18 protein-coding genes are annotated in these 18,673 nt (G+C 67.6%); 11 read left to right on the forward strand and 7 right to left on the reverse strand.

All coding sequences use genetic code 11. From position 1 onward, the window contains the following. The first annotated feature begins 48 nt into the window (after positions 1–48). From gmd to IU459_RS23360, 8 genes are read left to right on the forward strand one after another with little or no spacing between them, the layout of a single operon-like run. Positions 49–1,071, forward strand: a complete 1,023-nt coding sequence (gene gmd, locus IU459_RS23325) for a GDP-mannose 4,6-dehydratase (RefSeq protein ID WP_195131699.1) — start codon at positions 49–51, stop codon at positions 1,069–1,071. Further along, the gene (locus IU459_RS39765; RefSeq protein ID WP_324198997.1) at positions 1,068–2,327 is read left to right on the forward strand and encodes a class I SAM-dependent methyltransferase; all 1,260 of its coding nucleotides are present in this window, start codon (positions 1,068–1,070) and stop codon (positions 2,325–2,327) included. The genes gmd and IU459_RS39765 overlap by 4 nt, the downstream gene beginning before the upstream one ends. Then, complete coding sequence (locus tag IU459_RS23335; RefSeq protein WP_195131700.1) at positions 2,324–3,271, forward strand: GDP-mannose 4,6-dehydratase; 948 nt, start codon at positions 2,324–2,326, stop codon at positions 3,269–3,271. Before IU459_RS39765 ends, IU459_RS23335 begins: the two co-directional genes overlap by 4 nt. Position 3,272: 1 nt before the next feature. Beyond that, entirely contained in the window at positions 3,273–4,457 is a 1,185-nt protein-coding gene (locus IU459_RS23340) for a class I SAM-dependent methyltransferase (protein WP_195131701.1), read from the forward strand. A gap of 4 nt (positions 4,458–4,461) precedes the next feature. Beyond that, positions 4,462–5,634 (forward strand): nucleotide disphospho-sugar-binding domain-containing protein, encoded by a 1,173-nt coding sequence (locus IU459_RS23345; protein WP_195131702.1) that lies wholly within the window; start codon positions 4,462–4,464, stop codon positions 5,632–5,634. A 58-nt stretch (positions 5,635–5,692) separates the two neighbouring features. After that, positions 5,693–7,258, forward strand: coding sequence for a glycosyltransferase family 87 protein (locus IU459_RS23350; protein WP_195131703.1), 1,566 nt, complete (start codon positions 5,693–5,695; stop codon positions 7,256–7,258). Next, the gene (locus IU459_RS23355) at positions 7,255–8,532 is read left to right on the forward strand and encodes a flavin-containing monooxygenase (RefSeq protein WP_195131704.1); all 1,278 of its coding nucleotides are present in this window, start codon (positions 7,255–7,257) and stop codon (positions 8,530–8,532) included. Before IU459_RS23350 ends, IU459_RS23355 begins: the two co-directional genes overlap by 4 nt. A gap of 11 nt (positions 8,533–8,543) precedes the next feature. Beyond that, on the forward strand, positions 8,544–9,893 hold the full coding sequence (locus IU459_RS23360) for a cytochrome P450 (RefSeq protein ID WP_195131705.1): 1,350 nt from the start codon (positions 8,544–8,546) through the stop codon (positions 9,891–9,893). Between the two features lie 63 nt (positions 9,894–9,956). On the opposite strand, the gene IU459_RS23365 is transcribed toward IU459_RS23360, so the two are convergent. From IU459_RS23365 to IU459_RS23375, 3 genes are all read right to left on the reverse strand, one after another. After that, positions 9,957–10,211, reverse strand: coding sequence for a hypothetical protein (locus tag IU459_RS23365; RefSeq protein WP_195131706.1), 255 nt, complete (start codon positions 10,209–10,211; stop codon positions 9,957–9,959). A gap of 361 nt (positions 10,212–10,572) precedes the next feature. Further along, complete coding sequence (locus tag IU459_RS23370) at positions 10,573–10,725, reverse strand: acyl carrier protein (protein ID WP_195131707.1); 153 nt, start codon at positions 10,723–10,725, stop codon at positions 10,573–10,575. 454 nt (positions 10,726–11,179) lie between these two features. Then, a complete protein-coding gene (locus IU459_RS23375) occupies positions 11,180–11,917 on the reverse strand; it encodes an SDR family oxidoreductase (RefSeq protein WP_195131708.1) in 738 nt (245 codons plus the stop codon). 317 nt (positions 11,918–12,234) lie between these two features. On the opposite strand from IU459_RS23375, the gene IU459_RS23380 reads away from it, so the two are divergent. Continuing rightward, the gene (locus tag IU459_RS23380; protein WP_324198998.1) at positions 12,235–13,140 is read left to right on the forward strand and encodes an NAD(P)H-binding protein; all 906 of its coding nucleotides are present in this window, start codon (positions 12,235–12,237) and stop codon (positions 13,138–13,140) included. Between the two features lie 43 nt (positions 13,141–13,183). Here IU459_RS23380 and IU459_RS23385 read toward each other — a convergent pair whose 3' ends face one another. Beyond that, the gene (locus IU459_RS23385) at positions 13,184–14,176 is read right to left on the reverse strand and encodes an SDR family NAD(P)-dependent oxidoreductase (protein WP_195131710.1); all 993 of its coding nucleotides are present in this window, start codon (positions 14,174–14,176) and stop codon (positions 13,184–13,186) included. A gap of 207 nt (positions 14,177–14,383) precedes the next feature. Between IU459_RS23385 and IU459_RS23390 the strand changes: the two genes are divergently transcribed. Further along, a complete protein-coding gene (locus tag IU459_RS23390; protein ID WP_324198999.1) occupies positions 14,384–15,634 on the forward strand; it encodes a sensor histidine kinase in 1,251 nt (416 codons plus the stop codon). A gap of 11 nt (positions 15,635–15,645) precedes the next feature. Then, entirely contained in the window at positions 15,646–16,281 is a 636-nt protein-coding gene (locus tag IU459_RS23395) for a response regulator (RefSeq protein WP_195131780.1), read from the forward strand. Here the strand turns inward: IU459_RS23395 and IU459_RS39770 are convergent. From IU459_RS39770 to IU459_RS23410, 3 genes are read right to left on the reverse strand one after another with little or no spacing between them, the layout of a single operon-like run. Next, positions 16,248–16,988, reverse strand: a complete 741-nt coding sequence (locus tag IU459_RS39770) for a winged helix-turn-helix transcriptional regulator (RefSeq protein ID WP_195131711.1) — start codon at positions 16,986–16,988, stop codon at positions 16,248–16,250. The two genes, IU459_RS23395 and IU459_RS39770, sit on opposite strands and share 34 nt — an antisense overlap. Before the next feature lie 9 nt (positions 16,989–16,997). Next, positions 16,998–17,690 (reverse strand): alpha/beta fold hydrolase, encoded by a 693-nt coding sequence (locus tag IU459_RS23405; protein WP_195131712.1) that lies wholly within the window; start codon positions 17,688–17,690, stop codon positions 16,998–17,000. Then, a complete protein-coding gene (locus IU459_RS23410; RefSeq protein ID WP_195131713.1) occupies positions 17,687–18,640 on the reverse strand; it encodes an LLM class flavin-dependent oxidoreductase in 954 nt (317 codons plus the stop codon). The genes IU459_RS23405 and IU459_RS23410 overlap by 4 nt, the downstream gene beginning before the upstream one ends. Positions 18,641–18,673 lie beyond the last annotated feature (33 nt).

Here is an 18,673-nt window from a genome sequence, read left to right on the forward strand (position 1 = left end):
GTGTTGCCGCCATTTTCGAGACCCGTTAGTCTCAGGGTTGGAGGTTTGATGAGAAAAGCTTTGATAACCGGCATCACCGGCCAGGACGGGTCTTATCTGACGGAATTCCTGCTGCAGCAGGGATACGAAGTGCACGGGATTATCCGGCGTGCGTCGAATTTCAATACCGATCGCATCGATCACCTGTATTCCGATACGCATTCGCAACGCCGGCTATTCCTGCACTATGGGGATCTCATGGACTCCAGCAGCCTCAACCGCATCCTGGAGGACGTGCGCCCGGCGGAGATCTACAACCTGGGTGCGCAATCGCATGTGCACATCTCGTTCCAGATCCCGGAGTTCACCGCCGAGACCAACGCGATCGGCACGCTGCGCATCCTGGACGCGATCCGCAAGACCGGCATCGCGACCAAGTTCTACCAGGCCTCGTCCTCGGAGTTGTACGGCGGCTTGCACGACGTCGCGCTGAGTGAGGACACGCCGTTCCATCCGCGCTCGCCGTATGCCGTGGCGAAGCTGTACGCGTACTGGATCACGGTGAACCACCGCGAGGCCTACGGGATGTACACGGTCAACGGCACCTTGTTCAATCACGAATCACCCAGGCGCGGCGAGGTTTTCGTCACCCGCAAGGTGACCCGCGGCGCGGTGCGCATCGCGCAGGGCAAACAGGACAAGCTCTTTATCGGCAACCTGGACGCCCGCCGCGACTGGGGCTACGCCAAGGAGTATGTCGAGGCGATGTGGCTGATGCTGCAGCAGCCCGAACCCGACGACTACGTGATCGCCACCGGCGAGACACACAGCGTGCGCGAGTTGTGCGAGACCGCGTTCTCCGCGACGGGCGTCGAATTAGTCTGGGAGGGAACGGGTCTCGATGAGAAAGGGATCGATAGGCGCACCTCCCGGGTGTTGGTCGAGGTCGATCCGACCTACTTCCGGCCCGCCGAGGTGCATCATCTCACCGGTGACCCGACCAAGGCGAAGAAGAAGCTCGGGTGGGAACCACGCACGAGCTTCACCGAACTTGTCGAACTGATGGTCGCCCACGATATGGAGAACGCGTGACGCAAGCAGTGGCGGTGGATTGCTGCCGGGTGTGCGGGAACACCCGGCTCGAGACGGTCGTCGATCTCGGCACGATGGCGCTGACCGGAGTATTTCCGGCCACCGACCCGACCGCCGTGCCGCGCTACCCCTTGGAGTTGGTGCGCTGCGTGCCCATCGGCCCTGAGGAATGCGGGCTCGTGCAGCTGCGCCATACCGCCGATTTCGACGAGATGTATTCCCCGGGTTACGGCTACCGCTCCGGGTTGAATCGATCGATGATCGATCACCTGGGGCACCGGGTGGCCAGGATCCGGGAACGCATGTCGTTGACGCCACAGGATCTGGTGATCGACGTCGGCAGCAACGACGCGACGCTGCTGCGGGCCTACCCCGAGGGGTCGGCGACCATCGTGGGGATCGACCCGCTGGGGGAGAAGTTCCGCCGGTTCTATCCACCGCATGTCCGGCTGGTGACCGGATACTTCAACCGCGAACTGGTCGAATCGGTGCTGGACGGACGGCGAGCCAAGGTGATCACCTCGATCGCCATGTTCTACGACGTGCCCAGCCCGCTGGAATTCATGCAGGCGGTGTACGACAGCCTCACCGACGACGGCATCTGGGTACTCGAACAGAGTTACCTGCCCGCGATGCTGGCCACCACCTCCTACGACACCATCTGCCACGAGCACCTCGAGTACTACACCCTCGACCAGATCGAGTGGATGGCGCGGCGGTGCGGATTCGTGGTGCTGGAAGTGGAGCGCAATTCCGTCAACGGCGGCAGCTTCGCTCTCACGCTGGGCAAGCGGGGCGCACCGTCCACCGCCGACGCCGCCGAGCTGGACCGGATGCGTCAGGAGGAAGCCGCGCTCGGGCTGCACACCCCACAGCCCTACGCCGACTTCGCCAAACGAGTCGAGGAGCATCGCGAGCAGGTCCGTGACTTCTTCGACCGCTCCCGCAAAGCGGGCCTGCGCACGCTCGGCTACGGCGCCTCCACCAAGGGCAATGTGGTGTTGCAACACTGCGGTATCGGGCCGGAGGACCTACCCTGCATCGCGGAGGTCAACGACGACAAGTTCGGCAAATTCACCCCTGGCAGCGCGATCCCGATCGTCTCCGAGGCGCAGGCACGCGAGCTGGCTCCCGACCAGTTCTTCGTGCTGCCTTGGCACTTCCGCACCATGATGCTGGAGCGGGAAAGCGCGTTCCGCGCGGCCGGAGGACGGCTGGTGTTCCCGCTGCCGGAATTGGACGTGGTCTCCAGATGACCGTCGTCGTCACGGGCGCGGCGGGGCAGGACGGCACATTGTTGTCGGACCTGCTCGCCGCGCGCGGTGAGCAGGTGCTGCGGATCGGCCGCGGTGGCCCCGTCGACATCACCGACGCGGCGGCCGTCGATCACGTGATCGCGACCGAACGCCCCCGGCAGGTGTATCTGCTGGCGGCAGTGCAGCACTCCTCGCAGGACGACCACGGCGACCCGCACGAGCTGGCGCGCGTCTCGCATCGGGTGAACACGCTGCCGGTGCAGCACTTCGCGGAAGCGATCGAGCGCCACCGCACCGGCACCCGGCTGTTCTACGCGGCCTCCTCACACGTCTTCGGACCCGACCACGCGACGGTGTGCGACGAGAACAGCGGACTGGCGCCGGACTCGATCTACGGCGTGACCAAAGCGGCGGGCCTGCTGGCCTGCCGCGCCTACCGCGCCCGTGGCGTGTTCGCGGCCGCGGGAATCATGTTCAACCACGAATCACCCTTGCGCGCGGACAAGTTCGTCACGCGCAAGATCGCGCGCGCGGTCGCGCGGATCCAGCGCGGCGACACCGACGTGGTCGAGGTGGGCCGGCTGGACGCGGGCGCCGACTGGGGGTACGCGCCGGACTACGTCGAGGCGATGACCCGGATTCTGGCCCTCGACGAGCCGGACGAGTTCGTCGTCGCCACCGGCGAACACCATACGGTCGCGCAGTTCTGCGCGGCCGCGTTCGGCATGGCCGGACTGAACTGGAAAGACCATGTCCGCGAACGCTCCTCGATGCTCACCCGCAGCAGGCAACCGCTGGTGGGTGACGCGACGAGGCTGCGCCAGCGGACCGGGTGGCGTCCATCGGTGGACTTCCGCGGCATGGTCCGGGCCATGCTCGTCGCCGAGGGCGTGCGCCTGGTGGAGGAATCGAAGCCGGTGCGCACCGGCGGAACGGATGGATGACGTGAACCTGAACGACGAGAATGTCCTCGCCGCCCACCTGATCGCGATCGCCGACGGCGTCTACGAGGAGACCGCCGCGCGCATCGGGGAGATCGGCACCGAGGCCGTGGCCGAGGCGGTGCTCGAGGAGATCGCCTGGCGCGCGGGTCACGGCACCCGCCCCGGGCAGCCGGTCACCGCGGTGTTCGAGCTGACCCATGAGGGCAAGCAACTGGACTACCTGCTCACCCTCGGCGCCGACGAACCCGCCATCGCCCCCGGCGCCTTGGAAGATCCGTGGCTGGTGGTGCGCCAGGATCTGGTGGAGCTGCTGCGCGCGGTCTACGGCCCGCCCGACGCCGCCATCGGCACCCGCGCCATCGCGATCAAGGACGAACCGGGGCCGGCCAGCTTCGCCCCCGACGACCCGTGGCGGCTGGCCCGCGACGCCGCCGCCGTCGCCGCCGACCGGATCGTCACCGCCTGCCGCCCCAACCACTACGACCTCAACGCGCTGTCGCTGCAGTTCGGTTCGGACAAGTGGGGCGGGCACTGGTACACCCAGCACTACGAGCGGCACTTCGCCCCGCTGCGCGACAGCCGGGTGCGGGTACTGGAACTGGGCATCGGCGGATACACCGCGCCCAATGTCGGCGGCGCGTCGCTGCGCATGTGGAAGCAGTATTTCCGCCGCGGCCTCGTGTACGGGCTGGACTATTTCGACAAGTCCGGCATCGCCGAACCCCGGCTGCAACCGCTGCAGGGCGACCAGGGCGATGCGGCGTTCCTCGACGAACTCGGCCGCTCGCTCGGCCCGTTCGACATCGTCATCGACGACGGCAGCCACATCAGCGGCGACGTGATCGCCTCGTTCCGGGCGCTGTTCGCGCATGTGCGGCCCGGCGGACTATACGTGGTGGAGGACACCCAGACCTCCTACTGGTCCGGCTGGGGCGGAAGCAGCACCAGCACCGACGACCCGGCGACCACGGTCGGCTACCTGAAAACCCTCGTCGACGCCCTGCACCAGCAGGAATTCGAAAAGGATTCCGGCCGCGCCGCGGGCGAGTTCGACGACTGGATCGGGGCGCTGCACTTTTACCACAACATCGTGGTGATCGAAAAGCGCCGCAACGCCGAGCAATCGGCTCCATCATGGGTGCCTCGGCACACCAATCCGATGGAGTGGATGAAGCCGAAGGAGTGAATCGATGAAGTTTCTTGTGGTGCCGGTGCCTTCGTCCGGGCATCTGCTGGCGATGGTGCCGTTCTGCTGGGCGCTGCGGCTGGCCGGTCACGAGGTGCTGGTCGCCTCGCGCGACGACGTGACCGCGACGGCGCTTCGCTCGGGGTTGAACGCCGTCGAGCTGACCGCGCTGAACGTGCCGATGGACGAGCTGCGCGCCAAAGTGAACGAGGGCATGTTCCCCCTTCCGCTGTTCGCCGACCGCGACCAGCCCAGCGGGCAGGGCCTGTGGCAGATCGCCGCGCAGAACTGGCACAACCACGCCGGCCAGTACCTCGAGACGTTCGCCGCGGTGGCCAGGGACTGGGGCGCGGACGTGATCCTCACCGACCCGCTGGCCACCATCGGCCGCGCCCTGGGAGCGGAACTGGATCTGCCGGTCCTCGTGCACCGCTGGGGCATCGACCCCACCGGCGGCCCGTTCACCGAACGTACCGCCGCGCTGGCCGAAGAGAACGGCACCCGGCTGGCCGACCCGGTCGCCATACTCGACATCTGCCCGCCGCGGTTGCAGGCGCCGGACGCGGCGGCGAGCATCCCGGTGGGTTACGTCCCGTTCAACGGCACCGGCGTACTGCCGACGTGGCACCGAAACGACCACGGCCGCAAGCGAATCGCGGTCTGTATGGGCGGCAGCACGCTGAGCCTGACCGGTCCGCGGCCGCTGGAGTCGGTGCTGGCGGCGCTGGGCGAGGTGGCCGACGCCGAGGTGATCGTGGCGCTGTCGGCGCACGACCGTGCCGCGGTCGGCGAGTTGCCCGACCATGTGCGGGTCGTCGAGGAGGTGCCGCTGAACCTGTTCCTGCCGGGCTGCGATCTGCTGGTGCACCACGGCGGCTCGACCACCGGCCTGACCGCGGGCTGGTTCGGCCTGCCGCAGCTGGTGCTGCCGCAAATGTTCGACCAGTTCGACTACGCCCGCGGCTTGGTGCGTGCAGGCGCGGGCCTGGCCGCCGAGACTCCGGCTGCCCAGGGCGACGTCGAAGCACTCGCCGCATCGATCCGCACGCTGCTGCGCGAACCCGACTTCCGCGCGGCCGCCGAGCGGATCGGCTCCGACCTGCGCGCCGCGCCCCCGGCGCAGGACGTGGTGGCGCAGGTGATTCCGCTGCTGGCCGCCGGGGCAGCGACAAGATGAGACCAGCCGCGCCGCCCCGAGCCGGGGCGGCGCGGGAACCGAAAGCCGTAGGTTGCAGATGATATCCAGGACATGGACCCGCTTCCGGGGTTCGCTCGACTACTACGCCGCGATGTACGCGGTGTTCGTGGTCGGCATTCTCGTCCCCGTCGTGATGATCGTGCTCGCGCTCACCGGCCTACCAGGGCCGATCACCGCGTTGCTCGGAATAATCTGCGCGGCAGTGCTTTTCGTGCTGTTCGTGCCGACCGTCCCGGCGGAGTGGCGGGAGGTGGTGCGGAGCAAGCCGATCGTGGTGCGTGTGCTGTGGAGCGTGGCCGTCCTGCTCGTCGTCGCAGTGCTGGCCCGGCTGACGCAATTCATCCTCGACGCCGACAACGTCGATGCCTCCCTGTCGGCCGACGACGAATTCCTGGTCAAGAAGTCCCATCTGTCCGGCTACATCAGCGGGGCGCTGATGGCCGAGCACGAACCCGCCAGTCTGTACGACCGGCACCGGTACGAATCGCCGCAGGCGGATTCGGTGCTGCCCAGCGTGGCCCCGCAGGATCGCGACGCCTACCTGTACCCGCCGCCGTTCCTGCTACTGCCGCGGTTGCTGCTGCTGTTCAGCCACGATTTCGCCACCCTGCGCGCACTGTGGTACTCGCTGTACGTCGCGATCGTGCTGGTGGCCATGTTCGCCATCGCCCGCTGGATCGGCGGCAGGCAGGGCGCGGTGCTGGCCGCGCTGACGCCGGTGGTGTGGATCAGCCTGCCGACTCTGGCGACTTTGCAGATCGGCAACATCCACGTGCTGGTGCTCTACGTCGGCGCGGCGGGCGCCATGGTGTTGTTCCATCTGCAGCGCAATGTCTTCGGCGGTGCGGCGCTGGCGTTCGCGATCATCGCCAAGGTGTCCCCGGCGATCCTGCTGGTCTATCTGCTCGTGCAGCGGCGCTGGCGGCCCGCGGTGTGGACCGCGGCGTTCTGCGGCCTGTATTCGGCGGCGACGCTGGCGATCTTCGGCTGGGAGCCGTGGCGGAACTTCCTGTCCGACGGCACCTGGCAGCGGCTGGCCAGCGGCGAGTTCCACCAGTTCGTGCTGGTGGAACGGGCCAACCAGCTGGTCAACTACTCGCCGTTCGGGCTGCCGTACAAGGCGGAGATCATCGGCTGGGACATCGGCGACCCGACCGGTCCAGCCCGCCTGATCACCAACGTCTACACCCTGCTGCTGCTGATCCTGGTGGCGGTCACCGCGGTCCGCATCCACCGGCGGGTGGCCGCGGGCGCGCAGGGGCCGCGGTTTCGCGCCGAGCAGCTGGCCATTTGGCTGGCGGTGCTGACGCTGGCGTCGTTCCGCGCCCCGTTCGGTCCGTGGGTGTACATCGCCGTCGGCGCGGTGTGGATGCTCGCGGTGTACGCCGGGCTGATGCGCGGCGGCGCACGCACCGTCGCGCTGCTCACCGTGGCCTGGTTGGTCGTGGCGGTCTACAACGAGAACGTCTACTTCACGCTGGTGGGACAGACGGCCATCTACGTCGCCTGTTTCGTGGTGGCCTGGCGCGCGAGCGCGGGAACCGAACCGGACCCGGCGCCGCGCACCGACGAGCCCCAGACCGAACGGGTGGCTGCGGCATGAGTACTTATTGCGTCATCGGCGCGGGCGCGGCCGGATTGGCGACCGCCCGCGGATTCGCCGCGCGCGGCCTGGAATTCGAGGTCCTGGAGGCAGCCGACGGGATCGGCGGGATCTGGGACGCGCGGCGGGCGGACTCACCGGTCAGCCACAACACGCATGTCATCGCTTCCAAAGGCGTCCAAGCTTTTTCGGGTTTCCCGATGCCCGAGGACTATCCCGACTACCCCGGGCACGAGCTCGTGCTGCGGTATCTGCACTCCTACGCCGACGCATACGATCTGTGGCCGCACATCCGGTTGAACACCGCGGTGCAGCGGATCGAGCCCGCGGACGACGGATGGACGGTGACGCTGGCCGACGGCGACCAGCGCGCCTACGCGGGAGTCGTCATCGCCACCGGGCACGACCGCACCCCGCGAAGCATCGACATTCCCGGTACCAGCACCGTGCCCGTGCTGCACTCCAGCGAATACCGCCATCCCGAACAAGTGCTGGGCAAACGCGTACTGGTGGTGGGCGCCGGGCAGTCGGCCGCCGACATCCTGTCCGACTGCGCGGTGAACGCGGCGCTGACCCTGCACAGCAGCAGACGCGGGTTCTACTGCATGCCCAAATATATGCTCGGCCGCCCGACCGACAGCATGTTGCAGGGCCGGATGTGGCGGCCGCTGCGCAAGCGGGCCTTCGAGCGGCTGTTCGGGTACCTGCGCGGCCGGTCCCGCACGTTCGGGCTTCCGGTGCCCGACTTCGACGAGGGCATCGTGATCCCGATGCTGGGCGACCAGCTGCACCACTACTACACCCACGGCGACATCACCCCTAAACCCGATGTCACCGCGATCGATGACGACCGGGTCACCTTCGCCGACGGCACCGAGGAGAAGGTCGATCTGGTGCTGCTGGCGACCGGGTTCGTGCCGAACTATCCGGTTGTCGACCGCGCCCACCTCAACTGGGCCGAAGGTAACCTGCGACCGGACCTGTACCTCAACATCTTTCCGCCGCACACCCGCGACCTGTTCGTGGTCGGAATGGTGCGGCCGATCGGCTCGCACTGGGACGTGTACGAGAAGCAAGCCGACCTCGTCGCCGAGTATCTCGGTGCGAAAGCGGCTGATCCGCAGCGGGTCGCGCGCTTCGACCGCGCCACTCAGGGCCGCCAACCCGACCTGTATGCCGGGCTGCGGCTCTACCACGCCGACCAGTACCCGCTGGTGGTAGAGAAACAGGACTACGTGAACCAGCTGCGCAAGCACGCCAAGCTGTTGAAGTGAAAGGTCGGACCATGAAAGCACCCGGACCGAGTCTGGTGGAAACCGGACGCATGCTGCCGAAGTTGGCGAAGAACCCGCTCGCCACGGTGGGCGAGCTGCTGGACGGCTACGGCGACGTCGTGCGGGTCAAAGCGGGCCCGATGCTGGTCTACCTCGTCGCGGACCCGGCGATGACCGAGTACGTGCTCAAGGACAACTACACCAACTACCGCAAGAGCCCCATCTACGACGAGTTCAGCATCCTGCTCGGCGAAGGGCAGCTCACCACCAACAACCTGGAGTACTGGCGCAAGCAGCGCAAACTCATCTCACCGGCGTTCTCCCACTCGCACGTCAAGGGTTTCGCCGACGACATCACCGACAGCGCCGCGGCGATGCTCGACAACTGGGACGCCGCCGCCGGGGAGTTCCGCGACATCTACGACGACTACGTGAAGCTGCTGCTCGCGGTGACCGGCCGAATCCTGTTCAGCATCGATCTGTCTACCGACACCACCCAGGTGACCGACGCGATGCGGGCGGCGTTCGCGTTCATCATGAAGCGGGTGAACGCGCCGGTGAAACTGCCGCAGTCCTTCCCGACGCCCGAGGCGCGGCGGGTCGCGCGCAAGGTCGGCGAACTCGACGACGTGGTACGGCATCTCATCGCCGAACGCCGCCATGGCGCCGACACCACCGACGTGCTCACCGCGCTGGTGCGCGCCCGCGACGAGGGCGGGCAGGGCATGCGCGAGGAAGATCTGCTCAACGAGATCAAGACCCTGCTGGTGGCGGGCCACGAGTCCCCGGCGAACGCGCTGTCGTGGGCGTGCTACCTGCTCGCCACGCACCCGGAGGTCCAGGAACGGCTGGCCGAGGAGGTGCGCTCGGTGATCGGCGACCGGGCCCCGACCTTCGCCGATCTGGGGCAGCTCAGCTACTGCCGCATGGTCATCGAGGAGACGATGCGCCTGTATCCGCCCGCCTGGATCGTGGAGCGCACGCCGATCGACGACGACGAGATCGGCGGCTACCACGTCCCGGCCGGTGCGCGAGTCACCTTGTGCATGTACTACATTCACCGCGACAAGCGGCTGTGGGACGACCCGGAGCAGTTCCGTCCGGAGCGCTTCACCGACCAAGCGGTGGCCGAGCGGCACAAGTTCGCGTTCTTCCCGTTCTCCGGCGGTCCACGCATCTGCCTGGGCAAGGACATGTCGATGACGGAGATGGTGCTGATCCTGGCGATGACGGTGCAACGTTTCCGCCTCGAACTCGACGACGCCCACCCGGTGGTGCCGCTGGCGTCGGTGAATCTGCGACCGGAATTCGGCATCCGCATCCGGCCGGTCCGCCGCGTCACCGAGCCACTGACGACGTGACCGACAGGCGAATTTCCCGAGCTGCCGTGATGCCCACCTGACCGGCATCCGTTCTGGTCCTTGTCAGAACAAGCCGACCGTGCATCCTTCGTCGCGTATTCCCTGGTAGCGCGCTCCCGCGCAGTGCCGCATGGCCGCGTCCAGCCGGGGAATCAGCTCGCCCGCCTGTCCCAACGGCACCCGGTAGCCGCCGCGGACCCTGTGAAATTCCCACCGGTGCTCCATCTCCGGATGCCGAACCAGGAAACCCGCATCCGCGGGGAACAGGTCGAGCCGGACCATGACATCAGGTGGGAGCAACTTAGGGCGCTGGTTCACCGTTCGCGACACCGAGATCGCCGACAGCTCACCCCACCCGGCCGCCAATGGCGTCCCTGCGGATCTTCCCAGCGGATGCCGGACTTATCGACGATCAGTTGGCGTGGACGCGTTATCGTTCGCCACAGCAGTAACCCGACAACCGCGATAACCAGCAGGACGGCCCCGATGACAACAGCGGCGGCTTCCGCAGCGCGACCCGCCCGACACCTTGCCGGTCATCGCACTGACCACGGCGAACAGACCGAACTGCCCTGCGACAAGCACACCTGCCGAAGCCTTCCTCCGGACACCCTGTGCTATGTCGATCACGATCGGCTCGACTACCTGTTCAGACACCAGCACAGCGTACGGGCGGACCTCACCGGTGCGAAGCGAGCGCACAGTTCGGCGGCCAGCAGTTCTGCTGTGGGGCATCCCAGATGATGGCGGCCGGGACGTCGATGCCCAAGCGGGTGCCGAGCCGCCGAATGAGTTCGCGGATTATCGGGAAAGCCGGCCAGGGAGGGGTCATCCACTGAAGTGGACGACCGAGAGCATCCCGGCGGCTAGGTTCTGTCCTGTAAGTCACCGGAGCCAGAGGATGATGGCGGCGATGGTGAGTTCGGCCTGGTAGTAGGCGGCGCGTTTGGCATAGCGGGTGGCCAGGTCCCGGAATTGTTTTGAGCCGGTTGTAGCAGCGCTCGACCACGTTGCGCTGCTTGTAGGCCTCGGCATCGAACACCGGTGGCCGCCCGCCGCGTGAGCCCTTCGCGGCGCGGCGGGCGATCTGGTCGTCACGTTCAGGGCTGACGAACCGGACCCGCCGCTACGCTTCACCACGCCCCGGGAGCTGGTTCACACCCGAGCTCGGTGGCATCGCACGCTGGTGAGTCGATACGTCCCGCCGCTGGCGCTCACCGACGACCATCGCCGACACCTCGGCCGAGAATGACGGCGGCGGGCGGGCGACCGCCACACACATTCGACTAGGCGTTCTGGAGCCAGTCCTGGTAGTGCGTGGATGCCAGGTGTGCGTCCGGTCCGGCGGTGAGCACGTCGCCGGTGACGACGGCGAACATGCCGGCTTTGTCATCGGTGACGACGGTCCGGGTGTCGTGCCGTGCGGCCAAGGTGAGCCTTCCGAGCTCGTCGAGCGGAAAGACGTCCGGACCCGCGACGTTGCGGATGCCCTGCAGCGGGGTGCCGGTGGAGACCTCGACGACGGCGTCGACGACGTCCGCGGCGGCGATCGGCTGGAGTCGGGTGGCGGGCAGGCGGACGGTGTCACCGTCGGAGGTGTCGGCGAAGACGGCGTCCATGAACTCGAAGAATTGGGTGGCGCGCACGATGGAGTACGGCGTGGGTCCCTGCCGGAGCAGGTCCTCCTGCAAGGTCTTGGCCCGGTAGTAGTCCAGCTGGGGCACCTGGTCCACCCCGACGATCGAGAGGACGACCTGGTGCCGGACACCGGCCCGCTCTCCTGCGGCGAGCAAGTTGTGCATGGAGGTGCGGAAGAAGTCCAGGGATGCCTCGTCGAAGGTCGGCGAGTTCGCAAGGTTGACCACGACGTAGACGCCCTCCAGCGCCCGGTCGAGGCCCTTTCCTGTGATCAGGTCGACCCCGGTGGACGGTGCCGCGGGGACGGCCTCGTGTCCGGCCGCGGTCAGCTTCCGCACCACTTGGGAGCCGATTCGTCCGGTACCGCCGATCACTGCGAATTTCATGGTTGTCACCTTTCACGGCGTGGCCGGGGCCTGCTTCCTCCTTTGCGAGTGAAACGCCGCTCGGTCCATCCGACGGGTACTCGACCCAGAACGTCCAGTCGGTGCCATGTCCCGGCTCTAGCGGCCGGGTGCGTACTCGACGTCGTAGCTGCTAGTGTCAGGCCAGATCCGCAACCGTGATTCCGCGATCAGCGCGGCGGCCGAGAATCCGCCGCGTCGAATCCGATCAGGCGCAAGATCTCCAGCCGACTACGACGGAGGATCTTGCCATGCGCCAATTCGACTCTGCCGCACCGGAAACGAATAGTCTCTACCTGGTGACGGCCGTTTGCCCTCGCAAACGCGAAGGCGCCAGTCCGACCGGAATCGTCGGCCGAAGCCTGGCGCGCCGACTGCTGGCCGCCGGAGCCAGGGTGCGTGTGCTGACCGAGCCCGGCCAGGACGAAGGTTGGCCGGCGGACGTCGAACTCTTGCTGGGGTCCATTACCTCACCCTCGGACTGCGCCACGGCATTGCCCGGTGTCGAGGCGATGTTCCTTGCCGGCGCGATCCCGTCCACGGTGGAGGACGTTCTCGCCCTGGCGAGCGCGGCCGGACTGCGCCGGATCGCGTTGCTCTCCTCGCACGGACCCGAATACGAGCAGGAATACCCGCCCGAGACCTGGTTCTGGCTCGTGATCGAAAGAGCCGTGGAGCGCTCCGGAATCGCGTGGACTCACATCCGCCCCTCCGCGGTGATGGGGTCCGCCATCGAGGGAACCTACCCCGCCACAGGCTCGGACTGGCCGGACACGATCGGAGCTGACAGCGTCGTTCGCGAGGCGTTCGCCGATACCGGCCACTACCCCTTCATTCACGAGGATGACCTCGCCGCTGTCGCGGCGGCCGCACTGACCACCGACAACTACACCGGCACCGTCATCGAAGCCGTAGGCCCACCGCTGAGCACCCGTGCCCGAATTCTCAGCATCGCCAGGGCAATCCGGCGGGACGTCGGCCACGTCGAACTCACACCGGACCAGAGCCGCGCGATCTGGCGCCGCAACGGTTGGCCACCCGGTGCGATCGACGTCACGCTCTACGCATTGCAGGAGTACACGATCCACCTGGCGGCGCTCACGCAATGGACCCGCGACCAGCGGCCCAGCGTCCAAGAGATCATCGGGCGACCGCCACGCACATTCGACGAGTGGGCTGTCGAACACGCGGGCCTGTTCCGCTGACCGCACTCACCTGCACACGGACGGTCGGAAACCCGTGACGAACCTACGCGTGCGCGGTCTTTCCGCCGTCGATGACGAGCTGCGCCCCGGTGAGGTACGGGTGTTCCGGTGAGGCGAGAGTGAGGGCGAAGGACGCAATCTCGTGTGCCGTCGCCAAGCGGCCCAGGCCGGGCACATTGCTGCCCGCCCACTGTTTCATGAGGACCTGCCACGCATCGTCGGGCAGGCTCTCCATGCCCGCCGCACGGCGCACCAATTCGGTGTCGGTGGTGCCGGGTACCAGCGCGTTGACCCGGATGCCGTCGGCGGCGTAGTCGAGTGCGGCGGACTGAACGAGCCCGACCAGACCGCGCTTGCTCGCCGTGTAAGCGCCGCGACCGGAGTCGGTCGCGAGCGCATTGCTCGACGAAGTGACCACGATGGTGCCGCCTCCGCTCCGAAGCATGTGCGGCACTTCGTATTTCATGGCCAAGAAGGTTCCGCGCAGGTTGGTGTGCACTACCCGGTCGAAGTCCTCGGCGCTGTACTCGTGCAGTTTCTTCTGAATCGTGATGCCCGCGTTGTTGAACGCGACATGCAGTCCGCCGTAGGTGTTCACTGCCGCGTCGACGAAGGTGCGGACTTCCTCTTCGACCAAGACGTCCGCCCGGAAGTAGGTCGCCTCCCCACCGGCCTCTCGGATCTCGCGTTCCACCGCCCGCCCGCGCTCGGTTCGCCTTCCGCAGAACGCGACGCGCCCGCCTTCGGCGGCGAACAATCGTGCCGCCGCGGCGCCGATTCCCGAGGTCGCTCCGGTGATCAGCACTGTCTTGTTCTCGAAGCGCCGTAGCCCGGAGGCCGCGAGTGGCGTCTGGACCGCGGCGTCCGGGGGATTCGAATCCGCTCCCAGTGCGATGCCTCCGGCCAAGCCCGCGGCCGCACCGACCGCGAGACCCGACGCGGCCGCTACCGTGCCGAGCAGTTTCCGGCGGCTGGGGCGCGGCAGCGCCGTCTCATGAGCGGGATCGGAGGGGGTGTACTGCGCTTCGTTCGTCATGGCACCACTGTCGCGAGGTCGCCGTTGCCGCGAATCCGCCATCGGGGCCGAGATTCCGGCGGCTAGGAGGACCCGCGCTCGTGCCGGGGGAGGAATGCCGACTGGAAGGGCGGTGCGTCGTCCGACCGAATCCAGGCATCTGCGGTGGCGTCCTGGTGATCACGCGTAGACCGGACGGATGAGGCGTCTCCTTCCCGAGGAGGAACCGTGTCGCGGCGGTCGCCCGGCATGATGGTCAGCATGTGGAAAGCCCCCGGTGTGTCCCGCGGCGTCGAGTCCGGGTTCGACGTGCGGTTCGTTCCGGTCCGGCTCATTCTTCTGGCGGTGCCCGCCGTCGGGTGCCTGCTCTTCTTGGTCGATGACGCGAGCGCGGTGGACTGGACGATCGCGATGACCGCGGTCGTCGTCGCGGCCGTGGGGGTGCGCTGGCCATTGGCCACCGCGCTGATCGTGGCGGTTCTGTTGTTGCTCGGCTTCGAGTTCGGCGACACCGGCCCGGTGGTGCCCAAGGTCGCGGCGGCGGTCACGCTGGTCGAGCTGTCGGCACGTCGAGGCGGGTGGCCTCCGCTCGCCGCTGCGGGCGCGGTAGCCGCCGCGTATGTACTGCACCCGACCGGTGATCTCGCCGCGAACGGCTACCGCGCGGTCGTGATGGCAGGCGCTCCATTGTTGATCGGCGGCCTGCTGCGCGCGGCGCGGGAGAGTACCGAGCGCGCCGAGCGCGAGGCCCGCGAATTGGCGCGACGGCGGGACAGCGAGGTGGCGGCGGCGCGGGCGCTCGAACGCACCGCTATCGCCAGGGAGTTGCACGATCTGATCGCCCACCACGTGTCCTCGACGGTGCTGCGGGTCGGCGTGGCCAGACACGCGTTGACCGACGCGCCGCCCGTCACGCTGGAAGTGCTCGACGACATCCACGCCAGCGGCAAAGAAACCCTCGCCGACCTGCGCAGGCTCGTCGCGATCTTGCGTGATCCCGCGATGGCGGGCGATTCCTTCACCGCACCGGCGGACCTTCCCGCCGCGCTCGACGCGGTCGTGGCTCGCGCATGCCGGCTGGATGTCACGGTGACCGCCACGGTGGACGACGAGGTCACCGTGGTCGATGCGGTGCTGGCGCTCACGCTGCTGCGGCTGACGCAGGAGGGCATCGCGAACATCGTCGCGCACGCCGGGCCGGGAACGTCAGCCACGCTCACCATTAGCGTGCACAACGGCGAGGAAGTCGATTTCTCGTTGAGCGACAGCGGCTCTCGCGCCGGTCCGGCGCCGGCACGGTCGAAGGTGGCGACCGCTGGACACGACGAGGATCGTCGAGAGCCGGGCGATCATGGCCTCGGCTTGATCGGGCTGCGCGAGCGCGTGGAGTTGCTGGGCGGCGAGCTGACCGCCGGGCCTTCCGGCCCGGGGTGGCTGCTCGCCGCGCGTCTTCCGCTGCGCGGGCGGGTGAGCTCGTGACGGTGCGTGTCATGCTCGTCGACGACCAGCAGCTGGTTCGTGCCGGTTTGCGCATGCTCTGTCAGACCGACGATGAACTCGAGGTGGTGGGTGAGGCCGCCGGAGGCACGGACGCCGTGCGCCTCGCCGAGCAATTGTGCCCCGATGTCGTCCTCATGGACCTGCGCATGCCGGGGATGGATGGAATCCGGGCCACCGCCGCCATTCTCGCGGCCCACCCCGCCACCAGGGTCATCGCACTGACCACCTTCGACGACGACGATCACCTCTATCCAGCCCTGGCCGCGGGCGTCTGCGGATTCCTGGTCAAAGACGCCGCACCGGCCGAACTGCTCCATGGCATCCACCGCGCCGCCGCCGGTGACCACCCGTTCTCGCCCGAAGTCCTGCGCCGCGTCGTGGACTCAGCCTTGGCGCAACACCGGCCTGGCCCACCCGAGCATCCGGATCAGCGCGCACCGCAGGGACTGACTCCTCGGGAGACGCAGGTACTCGCACTCGTCGCCGATGGTCTCGGCAATGCGGAGATCGCCGAGCGCCTGCATCTCGGCGTCACCACCGTGAAGACCCACATCACCAACCTGATGACCAAAACCGGCGCAGCCAACCGAGTTCAACTCGCGGTTCTCGGCGTTCGAGCGCGCTGAGTCCGTTGAATTGCCTCGTCAGCCCGGTCTTGTTCCGCTGCCTTTCGGGTGCGCGGTGACGGCAGGCGGAACAGACCTTTGAGCCTGCGCAGCGTTTCGCCGTCACCACTCGCGGATGCGGCACCGGTTTCGATCGCCTCGGCGAGGGTCAGGGTTTGGCTGGTCAGGCGGAGGAACGCCGCCTCGCTCATGGTGATGATCGCGTCGGGGTGCTGAGCAGGTCCGTGCAGTGTCTCGATCGTCTCGTCATCAATCCGGGCGTGGAAGATTTCGTCGTCGATGCGGAATTCGTACACCGCGCTCAGTCCGGCGGCGGCCTGCGGATCGAAGCAGGCTCGCAGACCCAGGACCGCCCAGCCCGGCTGGAAAGTTTCGGCGGGGTCCGGTTCACCCATCGCCCATTTCAACCCCCACCGGGCCAGAGCAAGGATGGTGGGCCCGAGTTCCTCGCCGGCCTCGGTAAGGGCGTAGGCGGGCGTGCGAGCGGGTGGTGGAAGGGTGATTTTCCGCGCGAGCCCTTCGCGTTCCAGATGTTTCAGGCGAGCGGCGAGGAGACCGGTGCCGAGGCCGCGGAGGCTTGCCTGCAGGTCGCTGAACCGTTTGGGTCCGGTCAGCAGTTCGCGGATCAGCAACAGCGTCCAGCGCTCGCCGACGAGATCGAGGGTGCGCGCGGTCGCGCAGTACTGGTTGTACGTTCGCTGATCCACTTCATCATTCTAGATTTCACGCTTCTGCTTGTTGAACAACGTCAGCAGGATGTCGGCCAGTGCTTCTGGGTCGGTCAGCATGATGTCGTGCGGGCCGTTCATTGCGAGGGTCCGGTATCCCGCGGCCTCGCCGAATCGGTCGAAGGGGTAGGTCTGCGGTCGGCAGTAGATGGCCGTTCCGGGAATCCGGTCGACGACTCCGGTCAAGCGAGTGCTCTCGGTGAACGTGCGCAGCGGCTGCGGACGCAGACGTGCGGTGAGCCAGGACGAGGCGTCGGTGTCGGCGACGCCGAACGCGATCGGGGATGGTGCCGGGATCTCCACTCCACGACCGGATGTCGCGGCCGCGGTTCGGATTGCTTCGACGAAGGGGGCGGGAGCCAAACTGAACATACTGGCACCGTCGCCTCCTGCCCAACCGTCCAGGAGCACGACGTGGTCCACGGCGTCGGGCCGCGCGTCGGCTGCTTCCCGGACTACCAGACCCGCGTAGCTGTGCCCGACCAGCACTAGTTCGTCGTCTCGGGGGACGGTATCGAGGGCTGCGACGACAGCGGCGGCGTGGTCGTGGAGCCCGCGGTCGCCACCTGCGCCGAGATCCGGAGTGAGAGCGCGCGCCCCGGCGGCGTGCAGCAACGGGAGGACGCGGTCCCAGGCCCAGGGGCCGTGCCAGGCGCCGTGCACGAGAACGAACGTGGTCACTGGTGATTCTCCTTGCGCAGCAGGGGCATGACTCGGTCCACGAATTCCTCCATGCCGGTGTTGTGGTCCTCGGTGGCCAGGCGGATCACCAGGTCGCGGGCGCCGGCGGTGACGTAGCCGTTCAGCCAGTCGGCGGCGTCGCGAGCGCTACCGGCGAACAGTGCCTGGATCGACGCGATGAACTCGAATGGGGCGTTGTAGTAGCGCTCGATACTCGCGCGCAGGCGTCGGTGCGCCCGTCCGGGGTCTTCGTCCAGGCAGAGCGTCGCGTACAGGGCAGGGGTCACCGGCCGCGTCGTCGCCCGTTCGATGGACTCGCGGTCCTCCGCGTAGCTGGTTGCCGTGACCGGGTATGGGAGCCAGCCGTCGGCGAGGCGAGCCACGCGCCGCAGTGCCGCGCTGCCACTTCCGGCCAGCCAGATCGGCGGCCCTCCCGGGCGAGACGGTAGAGGCGAGAGCCCCACGTCCTGGAAGGCGAAGTGCTCACCCCGGTACGAGACCGCCTCTCCCGACCACAGCCGTCGCATGACCGCGATGGACTCCTCCAAACGGCTGACGCGACTGCGGAACCCGATGCCGATCGCAGCGAACTGAGCTCGGGTGTTCGGGTTGGGGAACCCGCCGCCCATACCCACAATCAAGCGTCCCGTCGACAGTTGGTCGAGGGTCGCGAGTTGGTGCGCCAACAGGATCGGATGACGCAGCGCCGGCAAGAGCACAGCCGTGCCGAGCGCGACACGCTCGGTGGCCTGAGCGACGCCCGCCAACAGCAGCAGTGGATCCGCGCGCGGCCTGGTGACGGGGCTGTCGCCTGCCCAGACCGAGTCGAACCCCAACTCCTCGGCCCGCTGTGCCTGCGCGATGAGCGCTCTCGGTTCGTGCACACCCTGTACGGACTGGTCGCGGGTGGGCAGCAGATAGCCGACATTCAGCATCGTGTCTCCGATCATCTTGTTTCGGATACTAAAGTATTGACTTCTTGA

The sequence above is a fragment of the Nocardia amamiensis genome (assembly GCF_015477605.1).
Taxonomy (GTDB): domain Bacteria; phylum Actinomycetota; class Actinomycetes; order Mycobacteriales; family Mycobacteriaceae; genus Nocardia; species Nocardia amamiensis_A.